This is a genomic window from Streptomyces sp. NPDC024555, from assembly GCF_055559335.1.
Genome location: NZ_JBVHKV010000001.1, coordinates 163547 through 179999, shown reverse-complemented (window position 1 = coordinate 179999; position 16453 = coordinate 163547). Strand labels below are relative to the sequence as shown.

Below are 16453 nucleotides of genomic sequence, written 5' to 3'. Positions count from 1 at the left end.
GGGAGGCTGAATCCACCCCAACCGCGAAGACTGGATGAACGACGATGCATCGGTACAGGTCCCACACCTGCGGCGAGCTCCGCGCCTCTGACGTCGGCACCGACGTCCGGCTGAGCGGCTGGCTGCACAATCGCCGAGACCTGGGCGGCATCCTCTTCATCGATCTGCGCGACCACTACGGTCTGGTGCAGCTCGTCGCCCGTCCCGGCACGCCCGCCAACGAGGCGCTGTCGAAGCTGACCAAGGAGACCGTCGTCCGCGTCGACGGCACGGTCTCCGCCCGCGGCGCCGACAACGTGAACCCGGAGCTGCCCACCGGCGAGATCGAGATCGAGGTCACGGAGGTCGAGGTGCTGGGCGAGGCCGCCCCGCTGCCCTTCACGATCAACACCGAGGACGGGGTCAACGAGGAGCGCCGCCTGGAGTACCGCTTCCTCGACCTGCGCCGCGAGCGCATGCACCGCAACATCATGCTGCGCTCGGCCGTCATCGCCTCCATCCGCTCCAAGATGGTCGCCCTCGGCTTCAACGAGATGGCGACGCCGATCCTCACCGCGACCTCCCCCGAGGGCGCCCGTGACTTCGTCGTCCCGTCCCGGCTGAACCCGGGCAAGTTCTACGCGCTGCCGCAGGCGCCGCAGCAGTTCAAGCAGCTGCTGATGATCTCCGGCTTCGACCGGTACTTCCAGATCGCGCCCTGCTTCCGCGACGAGGACGCCCGCGCCGACCGTTCGCCGGGCGAGTTCTACCAGCTCGACGTCGAGATGTCCTTCGTCGAGCAGGAGGACGTCTTCCGGCCGATCGAGAAGCTCATGACCGAGCTGTTCGAGGAGTTCGGCAACGGCCGCCACGTCACCTCGCCGTTCCCGCGCATCCCGTTCCGCGAGTCGATGCTGAAGTACGGCAACGACAAGCCGGACCTGCGCGCCAAGCTGGAGCTGGTCGACATCTCCGACGTCTTCGCGGACTCGGAGTTCAAGGCCTTCGCCGGCAAGCACGTCCGCGCCCTGCCGGTGCCGGACACCGCCGGTCAGTCGCGGAAGTTCTTCGACGGTCTCGGTGAGTACGCGGTCGAGCACGGCGCCAAGGGCCTGGCCTGGGTGCGCGTGGGCGAGGACGGCACGCTGGCCGGTCCGATCGCCAAGTTCCTCACCGAGGCGGACATCAAGACGCTCACCGAGCGGCTCTCCCTCGTCCCCGGCCACGCGGTGTTCTTCGGGGCCGGTGAGTTCGACGAGGTCTCCAAGATCATGTCGGCCGTCCGTGTCGAGGCCGCCAAGCGCGCCGGCCACTTCGAGGAGGGCGTCTTCCGCTTCTGCTGGATCGTCGACTTCCCGATGTACGAGAAGGACGAGGAGACCGGGAAGATCGACTTCTCGCACAACCCCTTCTCGATGCCCCAGGGCGGTCTGAAGGACCTGGAGGAGAAGGACCCCCTGGACATCCTCGCCTGGCAGTACGACATCGTCTGCAACGGCATCGAGCTGTCCTCCGGCGCCATCCGGAACCACGAGCCCGAGCTGATGATCAAGGCCTTCGAGATCGCCGGCTACGACCGTGACACCGTCGAGCGCGAGTTCGCGGGCATGCTCAAGGCCTTCCGCCTCGGCGCCCCGCCGCACGGTGGCATCGCCCCGGGCGTCGACCGCATCGTGATGCTGCTGGCCGACGAGCCCAACATCCGCGAGACGATCGCCTTCCCGCTGAACGGCAACGCGCAGGACCTGATGATGGGCGCGCCCACGGTGCTGGAGGAGGCCCGTCTGCGCGAGCTGAACATCCAGCTCCGCAAGCCGGCCACCGGTACGAAGGACGCCGCCGAGAAGTAGAGGGCGATGCGCCCTTCGGGTGCATCTGCCGTGTTTCACGTGAAACGGCCCCCGCGACGGAGCGCACGCTCCCGGCGGGGGCCGTTCCGCGTCCCGTCCGGAAGCGGGCCGGTCGCCGCTGTCCCTCCCACAGGAACGCACAGCCCACGCCCATGTCCCTGCCAGCTCGGCTGCCTAGCCTCCCCCGCATGACGGACACACAAGAACCCGCGCACAAGCAGGACTTGACCCGCCGACGGATGATCCTGGCCGGTGGAGCGGCCGTCGCGGCGGCCGGGATCGGCGCCGGGGCGGTCGCGAACGCCTCGGCCGGGGAGAGCGGCGGCCGGGGGAAGAACCCGGCCGGCCAGGGCGAGGCCTGCTACCGGCTCACCTCGGAGACCACCGAGGGTCCGTACTACATCGACGCCGACAAGATCCGGAAGGACATCACGGAGGGCAAGGAGGGCATCCCGATGACCCTCCGGCTCAAGGTGATCGACTCCGACACCTGCAAGCCGGTCGCGAAGGCCGCCGTGGACATCTGGCACTGCGACGCGCTGGGGCTGTACTCGGGGTACGAGAGCATGAGCCAGGGCGGCGGCCCCGGCGGTCCCGGCGGCGGCACTCCGCCGAGCGGTGCCCCCACGGACGCCCCGACCGGAGTGCCCACGGACGCGCCCACCGGCACCCCTCCGTCCGGCGGCCCCGGCGGTCCCGGAGGCGGCGGGCACAGCGAGCCGACCGACGACAAGCGCTACCTGCGCGGCACCCAGCTCACCGACAAGCACGGCCATGTGGAGTTCCGGACGATCTTCCCGGGCTGGTACCAGGGCCGGGCCGTGCACATCCACACCAAGGTCCACGTCGGCGGGACGATGACCGACGCGGGCTACGAGGGCGGGCACACCTGCCACACCGGCCAGTTCTTCTTCGCGGAGCCGGCGGTGCTCGACTCGGCGAAGGTCGCGCCGTACTCGACCAGCACCACCACCCGCACCACCCTGACCGAGGACACCATCTACGACCAGAGCGGGGTCACCGGCGGGCTGATGAAGCTCTCGTACCGCAGGAAGCACATGGACCGGGGCGTCGTCGGCTCGATCACCATGGGCGTCGACCCGGACGAGACCCACGACGGTACGGGGATGTGAGCCGCCGCAACTGACCCGCACCCCTCCTCAGGCCTCCGTCCCCCCGCGGAGACGAAGGGCCCGGCGACCGGACCGTCCACCCCCGGCGCCGGGCCCTTTGCGCACCGTCCGCCGTCCGTGCGCGGGCATACACGTACGACGAATCACCCGAACAACGAGACCCGGATGGCCCCGGCCACGGATTGGCGGTCTCCGGCGGCGGCAAAGACTGCCTGGGACGACCCCGGCCCGGACCCGCGGCCCGTGCCCGCAACGGCCCGGTGGCCGCCCGCCCCACCGCTGAGGAGCTCTCCGTGCCCGTGCCCCGTCCACGCGTTCCGCTGCGTCTCCCGTACGTCGTCTGCGCCACCGTCCTCCTGCTGCTGGCCGGGTACGGATCGGGCGCCTTCAGCGGGCCGGACGGCGGGGCCGCCACCCGGGCCGACGGGACCGCGGGCGTACCGGGTCCGCCCGGCGCCGCCGCCCCCGTCCGTCCGCCGCGCCCGGCCCCGCCGCGCGAGATCCCCGGGCTCGGGCCCCTGACCAGGGCGCGGATCCCGGACGGGGCGCGCCAGGCCTTCGTCGTCACCGGCGAGTCCCCGGACTCCAACCGCTCCACTGCCGTCCTCTACACCCGGGACGACCCGGCCCTCGGCTGGCAGCCCGCCCTCGCCCCCTGGCCCGCCCACAACGCCCTGAACGGCTGGACCCCCGAGCACTACGAGGGCGATCTGCGCTCCCCCGTCGGCGTCTTCTCCCTCACCGCCGCCGGCGGCCGCCTCGAACCCCCGGCGACCACCTTCCCGTACGACCTCAGCCCCGACTTCACGGCCTCCGGCGAAGGCTTCCACGGCGAACCGCTGGAGGGCTCCTTCGACTACGTCATCGCCATCGACTACAACCGCCTCCCCGGCACCTCCCCCCTCGACCACACCCGCCCCCTCGGCGACGAACGCGGCGGCGGCATCTGGATCCACGTCGACCACGGCGGCCCCACCCAGGGCTGCGTCTCGGTCACCGAGGACCGCATGAAACAACTCCTCACTGTCCTCGACCCGGCGAAGGAGCCGGTCATCGTGATGGGGGACGGGGCGTCGTTGAGCATGTGAACGCTGCCGCTCACCGGGTCCTTCGGTCCGTAACCTGGCAACCGCCCGACCACTTTCAGGAGGCGGACGTGAGTATGCGGCAAGAGCGTGCGGCTTCCCGAACCGGTGGGTATCGAACTGGACACCGAACCGCTCAAGGACTGGACGCGCTGACCGGGATACGCGAAAGGGGCGGGACCGTCGCGGTCCGCCCCTTTCGTACGTACACCCCGTTACGCGGGCTTCTCCTCCAGGCGCGGGAACAGCACCGCGCCCTTCGTCACCGTGGCGCCGGCGGGGAGCAGGCCCCAGGTGCCGGCGTCCTGGACGTGCTGGTCGGACAGGGCGCCCAGGGACTCCTCGGCGCCGAGGGACTCCCAGAGCTTCTGGGAGGTCTCCGGCATGACGGCGTTGAGCAGGACCGCGACACCGCGCAGGGACTCGGCGGCCGTGTACAGGATCGTCGCCAGGCGGGCGCGGCCCTCCGGCGAGTCGTCCTTGGCGACCTTCCACGGCTCCTGCTCCGTGATGTAGCCGTTGACCTGCTTCACGAAGTCGAAGACCGCCAGGATGCCGCCCTGGAAGTCCAGCTCCTCGCCGATCTTGCGGTCGGCCGTGGCGACGGCCTTCGCCAGTCCGTCGCGGACCGCCTGCTCGGCGTCGCCCGCGGCCGTGGCCGCGGGGAGCGCGCCGCCGAAGTACTTGCCGACCATGGCCGCGACGCGCGAGGCCAGGTTGCCGTAGTCGTTGGCCAGCTCGGAGGTGTAGCGGGCGCTGAAGTCCTCCCAGGAGAACGAGCCGTCGCTGCCGTACGCGATGGCCCGCAGGAAGTACCAGCGGTAGGCGTCCACGCCGAAGTGCGAGGTCAGGTCCTGCGGCTTGATGCCGGTCAGGTTGGACTTCGACATCTTCTCGCCGCCGACCATCAGCCAGCCGTTGGCGACGACCTTGCCGGGCAGCGGCAGGCCCTGCGCCATCAGCATGGCCGGCCAGATGACCGAGTGGAAGCGCAGGATGTCCTTGCCGATCAGGTGCACGTTCGCCGGGAACGTACCGTCGAACTTCTCCTGGTTGGCGCCGTAGCCGACGGCCGTCGCGTAGTTCAGCAGCGCGTCGACCCACACGTAGATGACGTGCTTGTCGTCCCACGGGACCGGGACGCCCCAGTCGAAGGTCGAGCGGGAGATCGACAGGTCCTGGAGGCCCTGCTTGACGAAGTTCACGATCTCGTTGCGCGCGGACTCCGGCTGGATGAAGTCCGGGTTGGCCGCGTAGAACTCCATGAGCTTCGGGCCGTACTCACTGAGCTTGAAGAAGTAGTTCTCCTCCTTGAGGATCTCCACCGGCTTCTTGTGGATCGGGCACAGCTTGACGCCGTCCTCGTCCTCGATCAGATCGCCGGGGAGCTTGTACTCCTCGCAGCCCACGCAGTACGGGCCCTCGTAGCCGCCCTTGTAGATCTCGCCCTTGTCGTACAGGTCCTGCACGAACTCCTGCACACGGTCCGTGTGCCGCTTCTCCGTCGTCCGGATGAAGTCGTCGTTCGCGATGTTCAGGTGCTCCCAGAGGGGCTTCCAGGACTCCTCGACGAGCTTGTCGCACCACTCCTGCGGCGTGACGCCGTTCGTCTCGGCCGTGCGCATGATCTTCTGACCGTGCTCGTCCGTGCCGGTGAGGTACCACACCTTCTCGCCGCGCTGGCGGTGCCAGCGGGTGAGCACGTCGCCTGCGACGGTCGTATAGGCGTGGCCCAGGTGAGGAGCGTCGTTTACGTAGTAGATGGGGGTCGAGACGTAAAACGCCGTCGCCGCCTGCTTCTCGGATCCAGTGGCCGCCATGGTCGAAATCCTAACGGTCCGGGGGAGGACCGCTCGCACGGATAAACCCCGCCCCGGGGACGGAGACCTTTGCGAAACATCCCTTCCCGTAGCAAAGACGCATCCTGGGAGGGAGTGGACACGCATGCACGAGGCAGGGGACATCACGATGCGGGTACTGGTCGCCGAGGACGAGGAGATTCTGGCGGAGCTGGTCGCCACCGGGCTGCGACGGGCCGGATTCGCCGTCGACACCGTGTACAGCGGCGACGCCGCCCAGGCCTACCTGGGCCTGCACGACTACGACGTCGTCGTCCTGGACCGCGATCTGCCCCGGGTGCACGGCGACGACGTCGCCCGCCAGCTGGTCGCCTCCGGCTCCCGCACCAGGATCCTGATGCTCACCGCCGCCGGCAGCATGGAGGACCGGGTCTCCGGCCTCGACCTGGGCGCCGACGACTACCTGGGCAAGCCTTTCGAGTTCCCCGAGCTGGTCTCCCGGGTCCGCGCCCTGCGGCGGCGCAGCGCCCGCCCCGTACCGCCGCAGCTGGCCCGGCACGGCATCCGGCTCGACACCGTGCGCCGCACCGCGAGCCGGGACGGCCGCGAGCTGGACCTCTCGCCGAAGGAGTTCACCGTGCTCCAGCTGCTGCTGGAGGCCGACGGCGGGACCGTCAGCGCCGAGGAGCTGCTGGAACGGGCCTGGGACGCCAACGCCGACCCCTTCACCGGGGCCGTCCGCGTCTGCATGAGCAAGCTCCGCGCCAAGCTCGGCGAACCGAACGTCATCCGCACCGTGCAGGGCGTGGGGTACGCCCTGTGAAGCGCCCGCCCCTGCCGCGCCTCACCATCCGGACCAGGATCGCGCTCGTGTACGGCGGGGTCTTCCTGGTGCTCGGTACGGCGCTGCTCGCGACCGTCAACCTGGCCTCCCGCTCCGGGACGGACTCCCAGGCCCGCGCCATCGCCCGCAGCGCCGCCGTCGTCCAGCCCGGCTACGCGGTCAACGGCCCCCTCGTCACCCGCCGCAGCCTCGGCCCGCCGACCGTCTACGACCTCACCGACCACGTCAGCGACGCGGCCGGGGACCAGCTCCTGTACTGGTCGATCGCCGCGCTGCTGGTGATGACGGCCTGCGCGGTCGCGGTCGGCTGGTGGACCGCCGGGCGGGTCCTGCGGCCCGTGCACGCGATGACGGCCAAGGCCCGCCGGCTCTCCGCGCACACCCTCCACGAGCGGATCGCCTCCCAGGGCCCCGACGACGAGCTGAAGGAGCTGGGCGAGACCCTCGACGCCCTGCTCGCCCGGCTGGAGAAGGCCTTCGACGGGCAGCGGCGGTTCATCGCCAACGCCTCGCACGAACTGCGCACCCCGCTGGCCACCCAGCGGGCCGCGATCCAGATCGGTCTGGACGACCCGACCCCGGAGGACCTGGTCCGCACCCGGCAGACGCTGCTGGACAACAACCGGCGCAGCGAACGGCTCATCGAGGGGCTGCTGCTCCTCGCGCGCAGCGAGCGGGGGCTCGGCGAGAGCGAGCGGGAGGCCGTGGACCTGGTCCGGGTGGTGGCGGAGGAGGCGGCCTGCCGTCCGGGCGTGACGGTCGACGCGTCCCCCTGCGAGGTGCGCGGGAACCGGGTGCTGCTGGCCCGGCTGGTGGCCAATCTGGTGGCCAACGCGACGACGTACAACGTGCCCGGCGGGCGGGTGGAGGTGTCCCTGACGCAGGTCGGCGCGGGGGTGCTGCTGGAGGTGCGCAACACCGGGCCGGTGGTGGACGCGACGGACGTCCCCGGGCTCTTCGAGCCGTTCCGGCGCGGTGAGGGGCGGGACCGGATGGGGCCGGGCTCGGGGCTCGGCCTGTCGATCGTGCGCTCCATCGCGGTCGCGCACGGCGGTACGGTCACGGCGGTGCCGGGCCCGGAGGGCGGGCTCGCCGTGACCGTACGCCTGCCGGTCGGTCAGGCGCCTGCGTCGGGCTCGCGGGCGGCGAACCAGGCGGCCGGGGCGGCCAGGACCTCGCGGTAGAACGCGGCGTCCGCGATCTCGCGGGGCGCGGGGCCGGCGTGGAAGAAGCCGGCGTTCGGGGCGTCCAGCTTCCGCAGGAAGTCGAAGCCCTTGGCGTCCTGCTCGCCGAAGGCGACGAACTGGAAGAACAGCGGCAGCCGGGCCGCGTCCGTCAGTGCCTGGCGGGCGGCCTGCTTGACGTCCGGCGGGCCGTCGGTCTGGAAGACGACCAGCGCCGGGCCGGTCCGTCCGGACGACTCGTAGTGCGAGACGACCTCCTCGACGGCGCGGTGGTAGTTCGTCCGGCCGAGGCGGCCGAGGCCGGCGTTCAGCTCGTCGATCCGGCCCGCGTGGCTGTCCAGCTCCACCGTGCCGGTGCCGTCGATGTCGGTCGAGAAGAACACGACCTGGACGGTGGCGGCCTCGTCGAGGTGCGCGGCCAGGGCCATCGTGCGGTCGCCCAGGTGCTGGGCGCTGCCGTCCTTGTAGAACGGGCGCATCGAGCCAGAGCGGTCGAGCACCAGGTAGACGGCGGCCCGCGTACCGGTCAGGCCGTGGGCCTTCAGCCCGGCCTGGGCGGCCTTGTACATCCCGGCCAGCTCGGGCGCGCGCGCCTTGACCTTGGCCGGCGTGAGCGCGGACTTGCCGGCGGGGGCGGCGGGGGCGGCGGGGGCCGGCTCCTCGGTGGTGGCGGCCGGGGCGGGGGCCTCGGCGGGGGCCGGTTCCGGCTCCGGCTCCGGGGCGGTGGCCTCGGCGACGGGCTCGGCGGCAGCCGGCTCGGCCTCGACCGGCTCCGGCTTCGCTTCGGCCTCGGGCTCGGACTCGGGCTTGTCGTCGGCCTCGGGCTTCTTCGAGGCCTCCGGCTCCACCGTGGTCTCGGCGACCTCGGCGACCTCGGCGACCTCGGCGACCTCGGCGGTCTCAGCCGCCTCGACTGCATCGCTGGTCTCAGCAACCTCGGTTGCATCGCCGGTCTCAGCAACCTCAGCGACCTCGGCCACCTCCGCTGCCTCAGCAGTCTCCGGCTCAGCAGCCTTCGGGGCCTCCGGCTCCGCGATCTCAGCAGCCTTCGCGGCCTCCGGCTCCGCGGCCTCAGCCGTAGCCTCCGGCACCGACGTGCGCTCGGTCTGGGCCGGGACCGTGGGGGCGGGCTTCGGGGCGGGGGCGGCCGGGTTGTCGAAGGCGGCGGCCACCAGGTCGGCCGCCGCGTCCCGGGACGACGTGGAGCGCTCCGGCGACGCGGGCGCGGGCACCGTGGCCCGGGTCGCGGCCGGGGCGGGTTCGGAAGCGGCCTCGTCCGCCGGTTCCGACGCGCCCGCGGGCTCCGGCTCCGGCTCCGTGGCCAGGGTGCGCTCGCTCTGGGACGGGACCGTGGCCGTCGTCGGCTCGTCCTGCTCCGTGCGGTCACGGCCGAACACCTTGCGCAGCAAGCTCCGAATGCCCATGGGCGAGGCCTTTCGCATGAGTTGGGTGCGATGAATGTCCGTACTGCGGGAATTGATCCCTGGCCAGGGCGGATACGTAAGGTTAGCGGCCGGATCCGGCCCTCCGGTGGTGCGGCCCGCCCTGCGGGGGAACCGAGCCGCAACCGATCCCGGACCGATCCCTGACCGACTCCGGACCGATTCCGGACCGAGTCCTGTGCGGGCGGTGTGCGGACCTTGTGGGTGTCGTCGATATGTGTCCGTTGTCAGCCGCAAGGTGCTCGTTCCTGTTGTTAGCGTGATCAAACGGTGTGTCTGACGATCAGTCAGGCACACCGATTTCTTTGGTCCTCCCATGTGCGACAAGAAGGGCTCTCCCATGCGGAACCCATCCCGCCGAATACGGCTCGCGGCCTGTGCCGCGGCGGCCGGGGCGATGCTTTCCGGCCTGGTGCCGGCCGCCCACGCCTCGGCTCCCGCCGCCGGTCCCGCCGCAGCGGTCCCGGCCGCCGACGACCCCGTACCGGATCACGAGAGCATGCCCGACGACGGGTTCGACGACGAACCCGAGGGCGAGCAGGACGATTCGGCCGGAACCGGCACCGCGGCGGCGAGCCGGGGAGCGCCGGCGGCGGCCGCTCCGGCGCCCGGCCGGCCCGCCGACTTCGCCCTGGCCAAGGGCGCGGACCTGTCCGGGCTGGTCGCGAAGCTGACGGCGAGCCTTCCGAGCCAGGGCCTCACCGAGTTGATGACCCAGGCCAACCGCGATTCGCCCGGCTGCGGCGCGGCCACCGTCTACGGCCCCGACCTCACCGCCGACCAGCGCTTCTGCTGGAAGTCCGACGACGCCACCTCCACCGAGTGGGTGCCGCAGGCCATTTCGGGCGTTTCGGATGCCCAGGAGGACGAGGACTGGGGCACGTCGGACGCCGAGCCCGTCGCCGTGGCCGGGTACGACGCGAAGAACCCGGGCCGCAGCGACTACGCCTCCGGCCGCGACAACTGCCTCCAGGCCTCCGCATCCGACGCCTGCAACGAGAAGGGCGTCCGGGTCACCTTCTTCAACCAGAAGACCCGGATGTACCGCCATGTCCTGCTGGCCTGGCCGTACATGAACTCCAAGGACCACATCTCCTTCGACGCCGTGCACGCCTCCGAGGGCAGCTGCACCTCCTCCGTCACCCCGAGCTGCGCCGCGCAGAACGGCATCCACGCGGGCGGCATGGTCTGGTACGGCAACTACCTGTACGTCGCCGACACCGCCAACGGCATGCGGGTCTTCGACTTCCGCCGGATCCTGGACCTCAACCCGGACAACGACGCGGCCGTCAACGACCCGACCCCGGACGGGCTCGTCAGCGACGTCCAGGACAAGAAGCGGATCGGCCGGCAGAGCAACGTCTGGTACGCGTACGGCTACCGCTATGTGATGCCGCAGGTCGCCACGGTGAACTTCACCGCCGCCAAGAACGGCGGCCCGACCTCCGGAAACCAGTGCTACAACACCGGCCGCCCGAAGGCCTCGTACCTCTCGCTGGACCGTACCGGCACCGACCACATGATCATCGGGGAGTACTGCAACACCAACAACGGCGGTGACCCCGGCCGGGTCGCCACCTACCCGATGGCCTCGCTCGCCGCCGCGGTCGAGGGCGCGACCGGCACGGCCGTGAGCGCCGACGAGGCGTACGGGCTCCCGGTCGGCGCCACGTTCAACGGCGAGGCGCTGTGGCACAAGTTCCAGGGCGCGATGCGCTACGAGGGCTCCTGGTACTTCCACCGCAGCAACGCCTCCTCCCACGGTCTGCTGCTCCAGGCCACCGTGGGCACCGTCGACGGAGCCGCCCGGCTCGTCGGGAACACGAAGACGCTGAAGTCGACCATCGGCCCCGAGGACCTGTACCTCGCCCACGGGCGCGGCGACAACCTCCCGCCGAGGCTCTGGTCGCTGAGCGAGCACGCCACCACCGCCGACTGCTCGGCCTGTGCCCGTGAGGTGTACAGCTACCCGATGGCGGACGTGGTCTCCTCCTTCGGCTGACCGCCGCCCGCCGCTCACCGGAGGCCGGCGGCCCGCACTACAGTCGGGGCCATGGTTTCCGGTGAGGCGCCGCAGGCGGCGGGCAGTGTGCGGGTCGATGTCTGGATCTGGTCGGTCCGGCTCACGAAGACCCGCGCACAGGCGGCCGCCGCCTGCCGCGCCGGACATGTGAAGGTCGCCGGTGAACGGGCCAAGCCCGCCCAGGCCGTGCGCGTCGGCGACGAGGTGCGGCTGCGGCACGCGGGCCGGGACCGGATCGTCGTGGTGTCGAAGATCGTCAAGAAGCGGGTGGGGCCGCCGGCCGCCGCCGAGTGCTTCATCGACAACAGCCCGCCCCCGCCGCCCCGCGAGGCCGCGATCCAGATTCCGGTACGGGACCGGGGCACGGGCCGGCCGACCAAGCGGGACCGCCGCGAGATGGACCGGCTGCGGGGTTCCGGCCCCGCCGAGTGACGGCTCCACGGCCCGGGTGACGGGTCTACGAGTCTACGGCCCGGGTGACGGCTCCACTGTCCTGTTGACGGGTCTAGGGCGCGGGCGAGGCGATCGCCCGTGCCGCCGCCACCTCCTGGCGCAGCGGCGCCAGCACCCCCTGCTCGTCCCCGGGGAGTTCGGCGCGCACCTCCACCAGGACCTCGCTGGCCCGCAGCCCCTCGGCCAGTTCGCGCAGCTGGGTGGCGACCGCGGACACCTCCGCCGGTTCCGGTTCCGGGGCCCCGTGGTCGACGCGGACCCGTGCGGCGGTCGTGGCGTCCACGATGCGTTCCACGGCCACCACCAGCGGCCACCAGGCGGCGGCGCGCGGTCCGGTGGGCGGCGGTTCGGTCAGGGCGCGCTGGAACTCGGAGCGCACGGACGACAGATCGCGGTAGAGGCGGCGCCGGGCCCGGACCCGTTCCGCCCTGTCGCCGCCCGGCTCGAAGGCGTACGCGACATAGCCGGCGGTGTCCGCCACCGCGTCGGCCAGCCGGTGCCCGATCCGGGTGTGCCAGCTCTCCGGCCAGAGCAGATATCCGGCCACCAGCACGATCGCGCAGCCGATCAGGCTGTCCAGCAGCCGCGGCCAGACGAGCTGGACGCCCTGGTGGTTGAGCAGGTCCGACAGAAGCAGGATGACCGGGGTGACGGCCGCCGTCTGGAAGGCGTAGCCCTTCGCGGTGAGCGCCGGGATCAGCGCGGCGAGCACCATCATCACCGGCACGTCCCACCACCCCGCCGGCACCTCCGCCAGCACCGGGGCCGCGACGACGAGCCCCGCCGCCGTGCCCACGGCGCGCAGCACCGCGCGGGAGAACACCGAACCGAAGTCCGGCTTGAGGACGAAGGTGACGGTGAGCGCCACCCAGTACGAGCGGGGCACGGCGATCAGCGAGGTCAGCGCCTGGGCCAGCCCGATGCAGAGCGCGAGGCGCAGCCCGTACCGCCAGGACGTCCCCGAGAGCAGCACCGTGCGGGTGGCGCGCCGGATCCGGACACCGAGCGCGGCCGGCCGGCCCAGCCGGTCGTCGACGTTGAACGGGTCGGGGTCGGTCTTGTGGACGACCACGGCGGCGTGCCGCAGGGCGCCGTCCACGGCCCGGGTGGCGGGCGAGTCCGGGGCGGGCAGCTCCGGCGCGCCGCCCCCGGTGCGGCCGGCGGCCATGTCCGCGGCCAGGGCGCGCACGGCCGCCGGGATCGCGTCCGGCAGCCGGATCCCGCGCACATGCACGGCGGGCGCGGCCTCGACCAGCGGGATCACCACGTTGAGCTGGGAGAGCAGCCGGACGCCCGTGCCGCTGCGGCCGTGGTAGCGGCTGCGGTGGGCGAGGATCAGGTCGTACGAGGTGTTCAGGGACTCGGTGACCGTGTGCCGTTTCTCCTCGTACGCCGGGCCGCCCGCGGCGGCCAGCAGATCGGCGACCGCCAGATAGGTGGACACGACGGCGGCCCGCTCGGGACGTTTGCTCCGCAGCGGCCAGGCCAGCAGCGTGAGGGCCAGGACGAACAGCCCGCCCACGGTCAGCAGCAGCGGGGCCACCCACCACGGGTCAGGCATCGGCAGACCCGCGCCGACCGCGGCGTTGAGCAGGAGCAGCAGACCGGACACGGAGGCGACCGCGCCGATCGTCGACATCATCCCGGAGACCAGGCCGATGAGCGTGAGCACCAGGACGGCCGTCCAACCCGTCCCGTACACCAGGGTGCCGGTCATGATGCCGAGGGCGCCGAACACCTGCGGCACGGCGATGTTGAGGACCCGCATCCGGTACGCGTCGGCCGTGTCGCCGATGACCCCGGAGAGCGCGCCCATGGAGACCAGCGCCCCGTAGACCGGCCGGTCCGCGGCGAAGCCGACGGCGAGCGGGGCGGCCAGGGCGACGGCGGCGCGGCCGACGGCGGCCCAGGGCACGGGGGTGGGGCGGGGGCGCAGACCGTAGCGCAGCCAGACCGGCGGCGTGCCCCGGCGCTGCGCCGGGGTGGTGGACGGCGTTCCCTCGGCCCCGGTGGTCACCGCGTCCCCCTCGTCCGTGCTCCGTGTGCGACAGGACCCCTGCGGCGGATCCCGTGTGCGGCGGGTGCCGTGCTCAGCGGATCCCGTGTTCAGCAGGTCCCACGCGCGACAGGTCCCGTGTTCAGCAGGTCCCATGTTCCCGCAGGACGAAGACGGTCTTGCCACGTGCCCCGCCGCTCCGCCCCCGGTCCAGTGCGCGCGGGGCCTCCGCCAGCGGCAGTTCGGCCTCGATGGGGACGCGCAGCACGCCCTCGGCGGCGCCCGCGGCCAGGACGCCGAGCAGGACCGGGTTCGGTTCGAGGCGGAAGTCGACGGGCCGGACCCCTTCGGCGGAGGCCGCGACGCCCCGGGTGGAGAGCGCGATGCCGCCGGGCCGGACCGTCGCGGCGTACGCGGCGAACGCGTCGGGCGTCGCGGAGGCCAGGTCGACCAGCGCGTCCACCCCGTCCGGGCAGGCCTCCCGGATCGCCCCGGCGACCCCGCCCCGGGTGGTGTCGACGGTGACGGCGGCGCCCAGCGAACCCATCCTGGCCCGCTCGTCCCCGCGCACCACGGCGATCACCCGGACATCGCGGGCGCGGGCGAGCTGGGTGAGACAGCTGCCGACGCCGCCCGCCGCGCCCACCACCAGCAGGCTCTCGTGGCCGCGCGGCGCCACCGCCTCCAGGATCTGCGCGGCGGCCATCCCGGCGGACGGCAGCGCGGCCGCGATCCGGGCGTCGAGCCCGCGCGGGACGAGGGCGATCGCGGAGTCCTGGGAGACGCACACGTAGTCGCTGTAGGTGCCCGCGCCCGCCGCCGGTCCGCCGGTCCGGCCGAAGACGTGGTCCCCGACCCGGAAGCGGTTGTCCCCCGGGCCGATCATGTCCACCCGGCCCGCGTAGTCGACCCCGACGACCAGGGGAGGGGCGGGCGGCGGGCGGTGGCCGGGGGGCTCGCGGTCGGGCGGGTTGAGCGCGGCGTACTCGACGCGCACCCGGACCTCGCCCCGGGCCGGATCGGGTTTGGGGAGTTCGACGAGGGCGGGATCGGCGCTGGGCGTGCTCACGGCGATGGCGCGCATGCGGAAGACCTTCCAGTCGCCCCCGGCAGTCACCTCCTCCACTGTTGCCCGGCCGGGTCCGGTGCGCACCTCGGCGGTGTCAGGCCCCGGCCGGCGCTGCCGAGGAGGCGGGGGTCGCGGGGGCGGGCGGCTTCGGCCCGTACCGGATCCGGGTCGCCAGTGCGCACACCGCGCAGGCCAGTCCGACGCCGAGGACGATCCACACCGTGGTGCGCAGCGAGGCGGTCAGCGCGTCGTAGACGGCCGCCGCCGCGTCCCGTTCGGTGCCGTTCACCTCCGCGAGGATCCGGTCGCGGGCCAGGGCGAGGGCCCCGCGCAGCACCAGCGCGCCCAGCGCGTAGCCGGCCCCGGCGACGGCGGTGGCGGCGAGCAGGGCGCGGACCCGGCCGCGCCGGGCCGGTCCGCCGCGCAGCCATGCCGTCACGAGCCCGAGCAGGGTGAAGACCAGGGTGCCGACGGCCGGCCACACACTGGCGGCGCGCAGCCACCGGAAGCTCTGGCGCAGCTGGTCGGCGCGGTCGGCGGAGATGAGCCGGATGTCGGTGTGCTCGACGGGGATCTGGTCGGCGAAGGGGACCCCGTTGTCGACGAGGTTCTGCCGCACCTTCTCGGTGACGGGCGCCAGATCGATGGTGACGCTTTCGCCGGTCTGTCCGTCGAGCGCGGCCGTGACGGCCTCGTGGGCGGTGCGGTTGGCGGCGTTCCACGCGGCCTGGAAGGCCTCGGTGGTGGTGAAGGACTCGACGGCCTGGTGGAGGAAGTCGCGGACGGGGTCCTGGAGCGGGCCCACGTCGATCTGCTTCATCGCCTCGTCGGTGATCAGGTCCGCGACCGTGTTCCGCACGTCGGGGTCGGAGGCCAGCGGCGCCACCGCCGCCACGTACCGGTCGGTGTCGTCGATCTCCAGATCGACCCAGGCGGAGAGCGCGCTCAGCGGCACCAGGACGGCGAGCAGCACCAGGAAGGCCGCCGAGAGCACCGTCGAGAAGTAGGTCCGCACCCCACCAGGGAATCCCGGATGCCCGGGGCGTGCCGGGGGCCGTAGTCCATCCGAGTTGCCGGGGGACCCGGCCGGGTGTGCCCTGGAGGGAAAGCGGGGGCGACGGAAGGAGCTCTCAGCCATGGCCACACATGCTTCGGCGCCGGCGCGCGGAGCGCACGCGCGTCCCCGGCACCGTTCGACGCTCAGCTGGGCGGTGCCCGTCACCCTCGGGGTGATCCTCGGCTGGTACGCCACCTCCATCGTCCGCGGCGGCGGTGTGCTCACCGGCACGCAGCTCGCTCTCGGACTGGTCTCGGGCGCCGTGCTCGCGGTGCTCTGCTTCGGGCTCGGCCGGGTGCAGAGGCGGCTGCCGCGCGAACTGAGCGCGGGTGCCTACGGCGCGCTGTTCGGCGGCTCGATCGGCTTCCTGTACAGCCTGTCCGGCAAGAGCGTGCTGGCGGCCTCGGTGCTGGGGCTGCTGACGGGAGCGGCGATGCTGCTGGCTTCGTACTACATGTTCTACACGCGGGAGGACTGAGCCCTCCCGCGACCGCGTCCGCGCGTCCGGCCCGCGCCCCCGCAGGGACGCGGGCCGCACG

At 72.5% G+C, this 16453-nt stretch carries 13 protein-coding genes; 8 read left to right on the top strand and 5 right to left on the bottom strand.

Translation table 11 applies throughout. The features are described from left to right. Nucleotides 1–44: 44 nt before the first annotated feature. The 3 genes from aspS to ACZ4FH_RS00770 all read left to right on the top strand — a co-directional run bounded on the left by aspS (nucleotide 45) and on the right by ACZ4FH_RS00770 (nucleotide 4050). Nucleotides 45–1829, top strand: coding sequence for an aspartate--tRNA ligase (gene aspS, locus ACZ4FH_RS00780; RefSeq protein ID WP_467301439.1), 1785 nt, complete (start codon nucleotides 45–47; stop codon nucleotides 1827–1829). A gap of 188 nt (nucleotides 1830–2017) precedes the next feature. Further along, the gene (locus tag ACZ4FH_RS00775) at nucleotides 2018–2962 is read left to right on the top strand and encodes an intradiol ring-cleavage dioxygenase (protein WP_467301438.1); all 945 of its coding nucleotides are present in this window, start codon (nucleotides 2018–2020) and stop codon (nucleotides 2960–2962) included. A 293-nt stretch (nucleotides 2963–3255) separates the two neighbouring features. Continuing rightward, on the top strand, nucleotides 3256–4050 hold the full coding sequence (locus ACZ4FH_RS00770; RefSeq protein ID WP_467301437.1) for a L,D-transpeptidase family protein: 795 nt from the start codon (nucleotides 3256–3258) through the stop codon (nucleotides 4048–4050). 212 nt (nucleotides 4051–4262) lie between these two features. Here ACZ4FH_RS00770 and metG read toward each other — a convergent pair whose 3' ends face one another. Beyond that, nucleotides 4263–5867, bottom strand: coding sequence for a methionine--tRNA ligase (gene metG, locus ACZ4FH_RS00765; RefSeq protein ID WP_467301436.1), 1605 nt, complete (start codon nucleotides 5865–5867; stop codon nucleotides 4263–4265). A gap of 148 nt (nucleotides 5868–6015) precedes the next feature. Here metG and ACZ4FH_RS00760 point away from each other — a divergent pair, with 148 nt between their 5' ends. Continuing rightward, nucleotides 6016–6669: a response regulator transcription factor gene (locus tag ACZ4FH_RS00760; protein ID WP_383632112.1), complete on the top strand. Its 654-nt coding sequence runs from the start codon at nucleotides 6016–6018 to the stop codon at nucleotides 6667–6669. Further along, nucleotides 6666–7874 carry a sensor histidine kinase gene (locus ACZ4FH_RS00755; protein WP_467301435.1) on the top strand — a complete coding sequence of 403 codons (1209 nt, stop codon included), beginning with the start codon at nucleotides 6666–6668 and terminating at the stop codon, nucleotides 7872–7874. Before ACZ4FH_RS00760 ends, ACZ4FH_RS00755 begins: the two co-directional genes overlap by 4 nt. On the opposite strand, the gene ACZ4FH_RS00750 is transcribed toward ACZ4FH_RS00755, so the two are convergent. Further along, the gene (locus tag ACZ4FH_RS00750; protein ID WP_467301434.1) at nucleotides 7808–9298 is read right to left on the bottom strand and encodes a VWA domain-containing protein; all 1491 of its coding nucleotides are present in this window, start codon (nucleotides 9296–9298) and stop codon (nucleotides 7808–7810) included. The genes ACZ4FH_RS00755 and ACZ4FH_RS00750 overlap by 67 nt on opposite strands. A 358-nt stretch (nucleotides 9299–9656) precedes the next feature. Here ACZ4FH_RS00750 and ACZ4FH_RS00745 point away from each other — a divergent pair, with 358 nt between their 5' ends. After that, a complete protein-coding gene (locus tag ACZ4FH_RS00745) occupies nucleotides 9657–11318 on the top strand; it encodes a hypothetical protein (RefSeq protein WP_467301433.1) in 1662 nt (553 codons plus the stop codon). A gap of 51 nt (nucleotides 11319–11369) precedes the next feature. Further along, entirely contained in the window at nucleotides 11370–11771 is a 402-nt protein-coding gene (locus tag ACZ4FH_RS00740) for an RNA-binding S4 domain-containing protein (protein ID WP_467301432.1), read from the top strand. 73 nt (nucleotides 11772–11844) lie between these two features. Here the strand turns inward: ACZ4FH_RS00740 and ACZ4FH_RS00735 are convergent, their stop codons facing one another. From ACZ4FH_RS00735 to ACZ4FH_RS00725, 3 genes are all read right to left on the bottom strand, one after another. Further along, nucleotides 11845–13809, bottom strand: coding sequence for an FUSC family protein (locus ACZ4FH_RS00735; RefSeq protein WP_467301431.1), 1965 nt, complete (start codon nucleotides 13807–13809; stop codon nucleotides 11845–11847). Nucleotides 13810–13930: 121 nt separating this feature from the next. Further along, nucleotides 13931–14872 carry an NADP-dependent oxidoreductase gene (locus ACZ4FH_RS00730; protein WP_467301725.1) on the bottom strand — a complete coding sequence of 314 codons (942 nt, stop codon included), beginning with the start codon at nucleotides 14870–14872 and terminating at the stop codon, nucleotides 13931–13933. A gap of 79 nt (nucleotides 14873–14951) precedes the next feature. After that, nucleotides 14952–15872 carry a hypothetical protein gene (locus tag ACZ4FH_RS00725; protein WP_467301430.1) on the bottom strand — a complete coding sequence of 307 codons (921 nt, stop codon included), beginning with the start codon at nucleotides 15870–15872 and terminating at the stop codon, nucleotides 14952–14954. A 121-nt stretch (nucleotides 15873–15993) separates the two neighbouring features. Here ACZ4FH_RS00725 and ACZ4FH_RS00720 point away from each other — a divergent pair, with 121 nt between their 5' ends. After that, nucleotides 15994–16392 carry a hypothetical protein gene (locus tag ACZ4FH_RS00720; protein WP_467301429.1) on the top strand — a complete coding sequence of 133 codons (399 nt, stop codon included), beginning with the start codon at nucleotides 15994–15996 and terminating at the stop codon, nucleotides 16390–16392. Nucleotides 16393–16453: the final 61 nt, after the last annotated feature.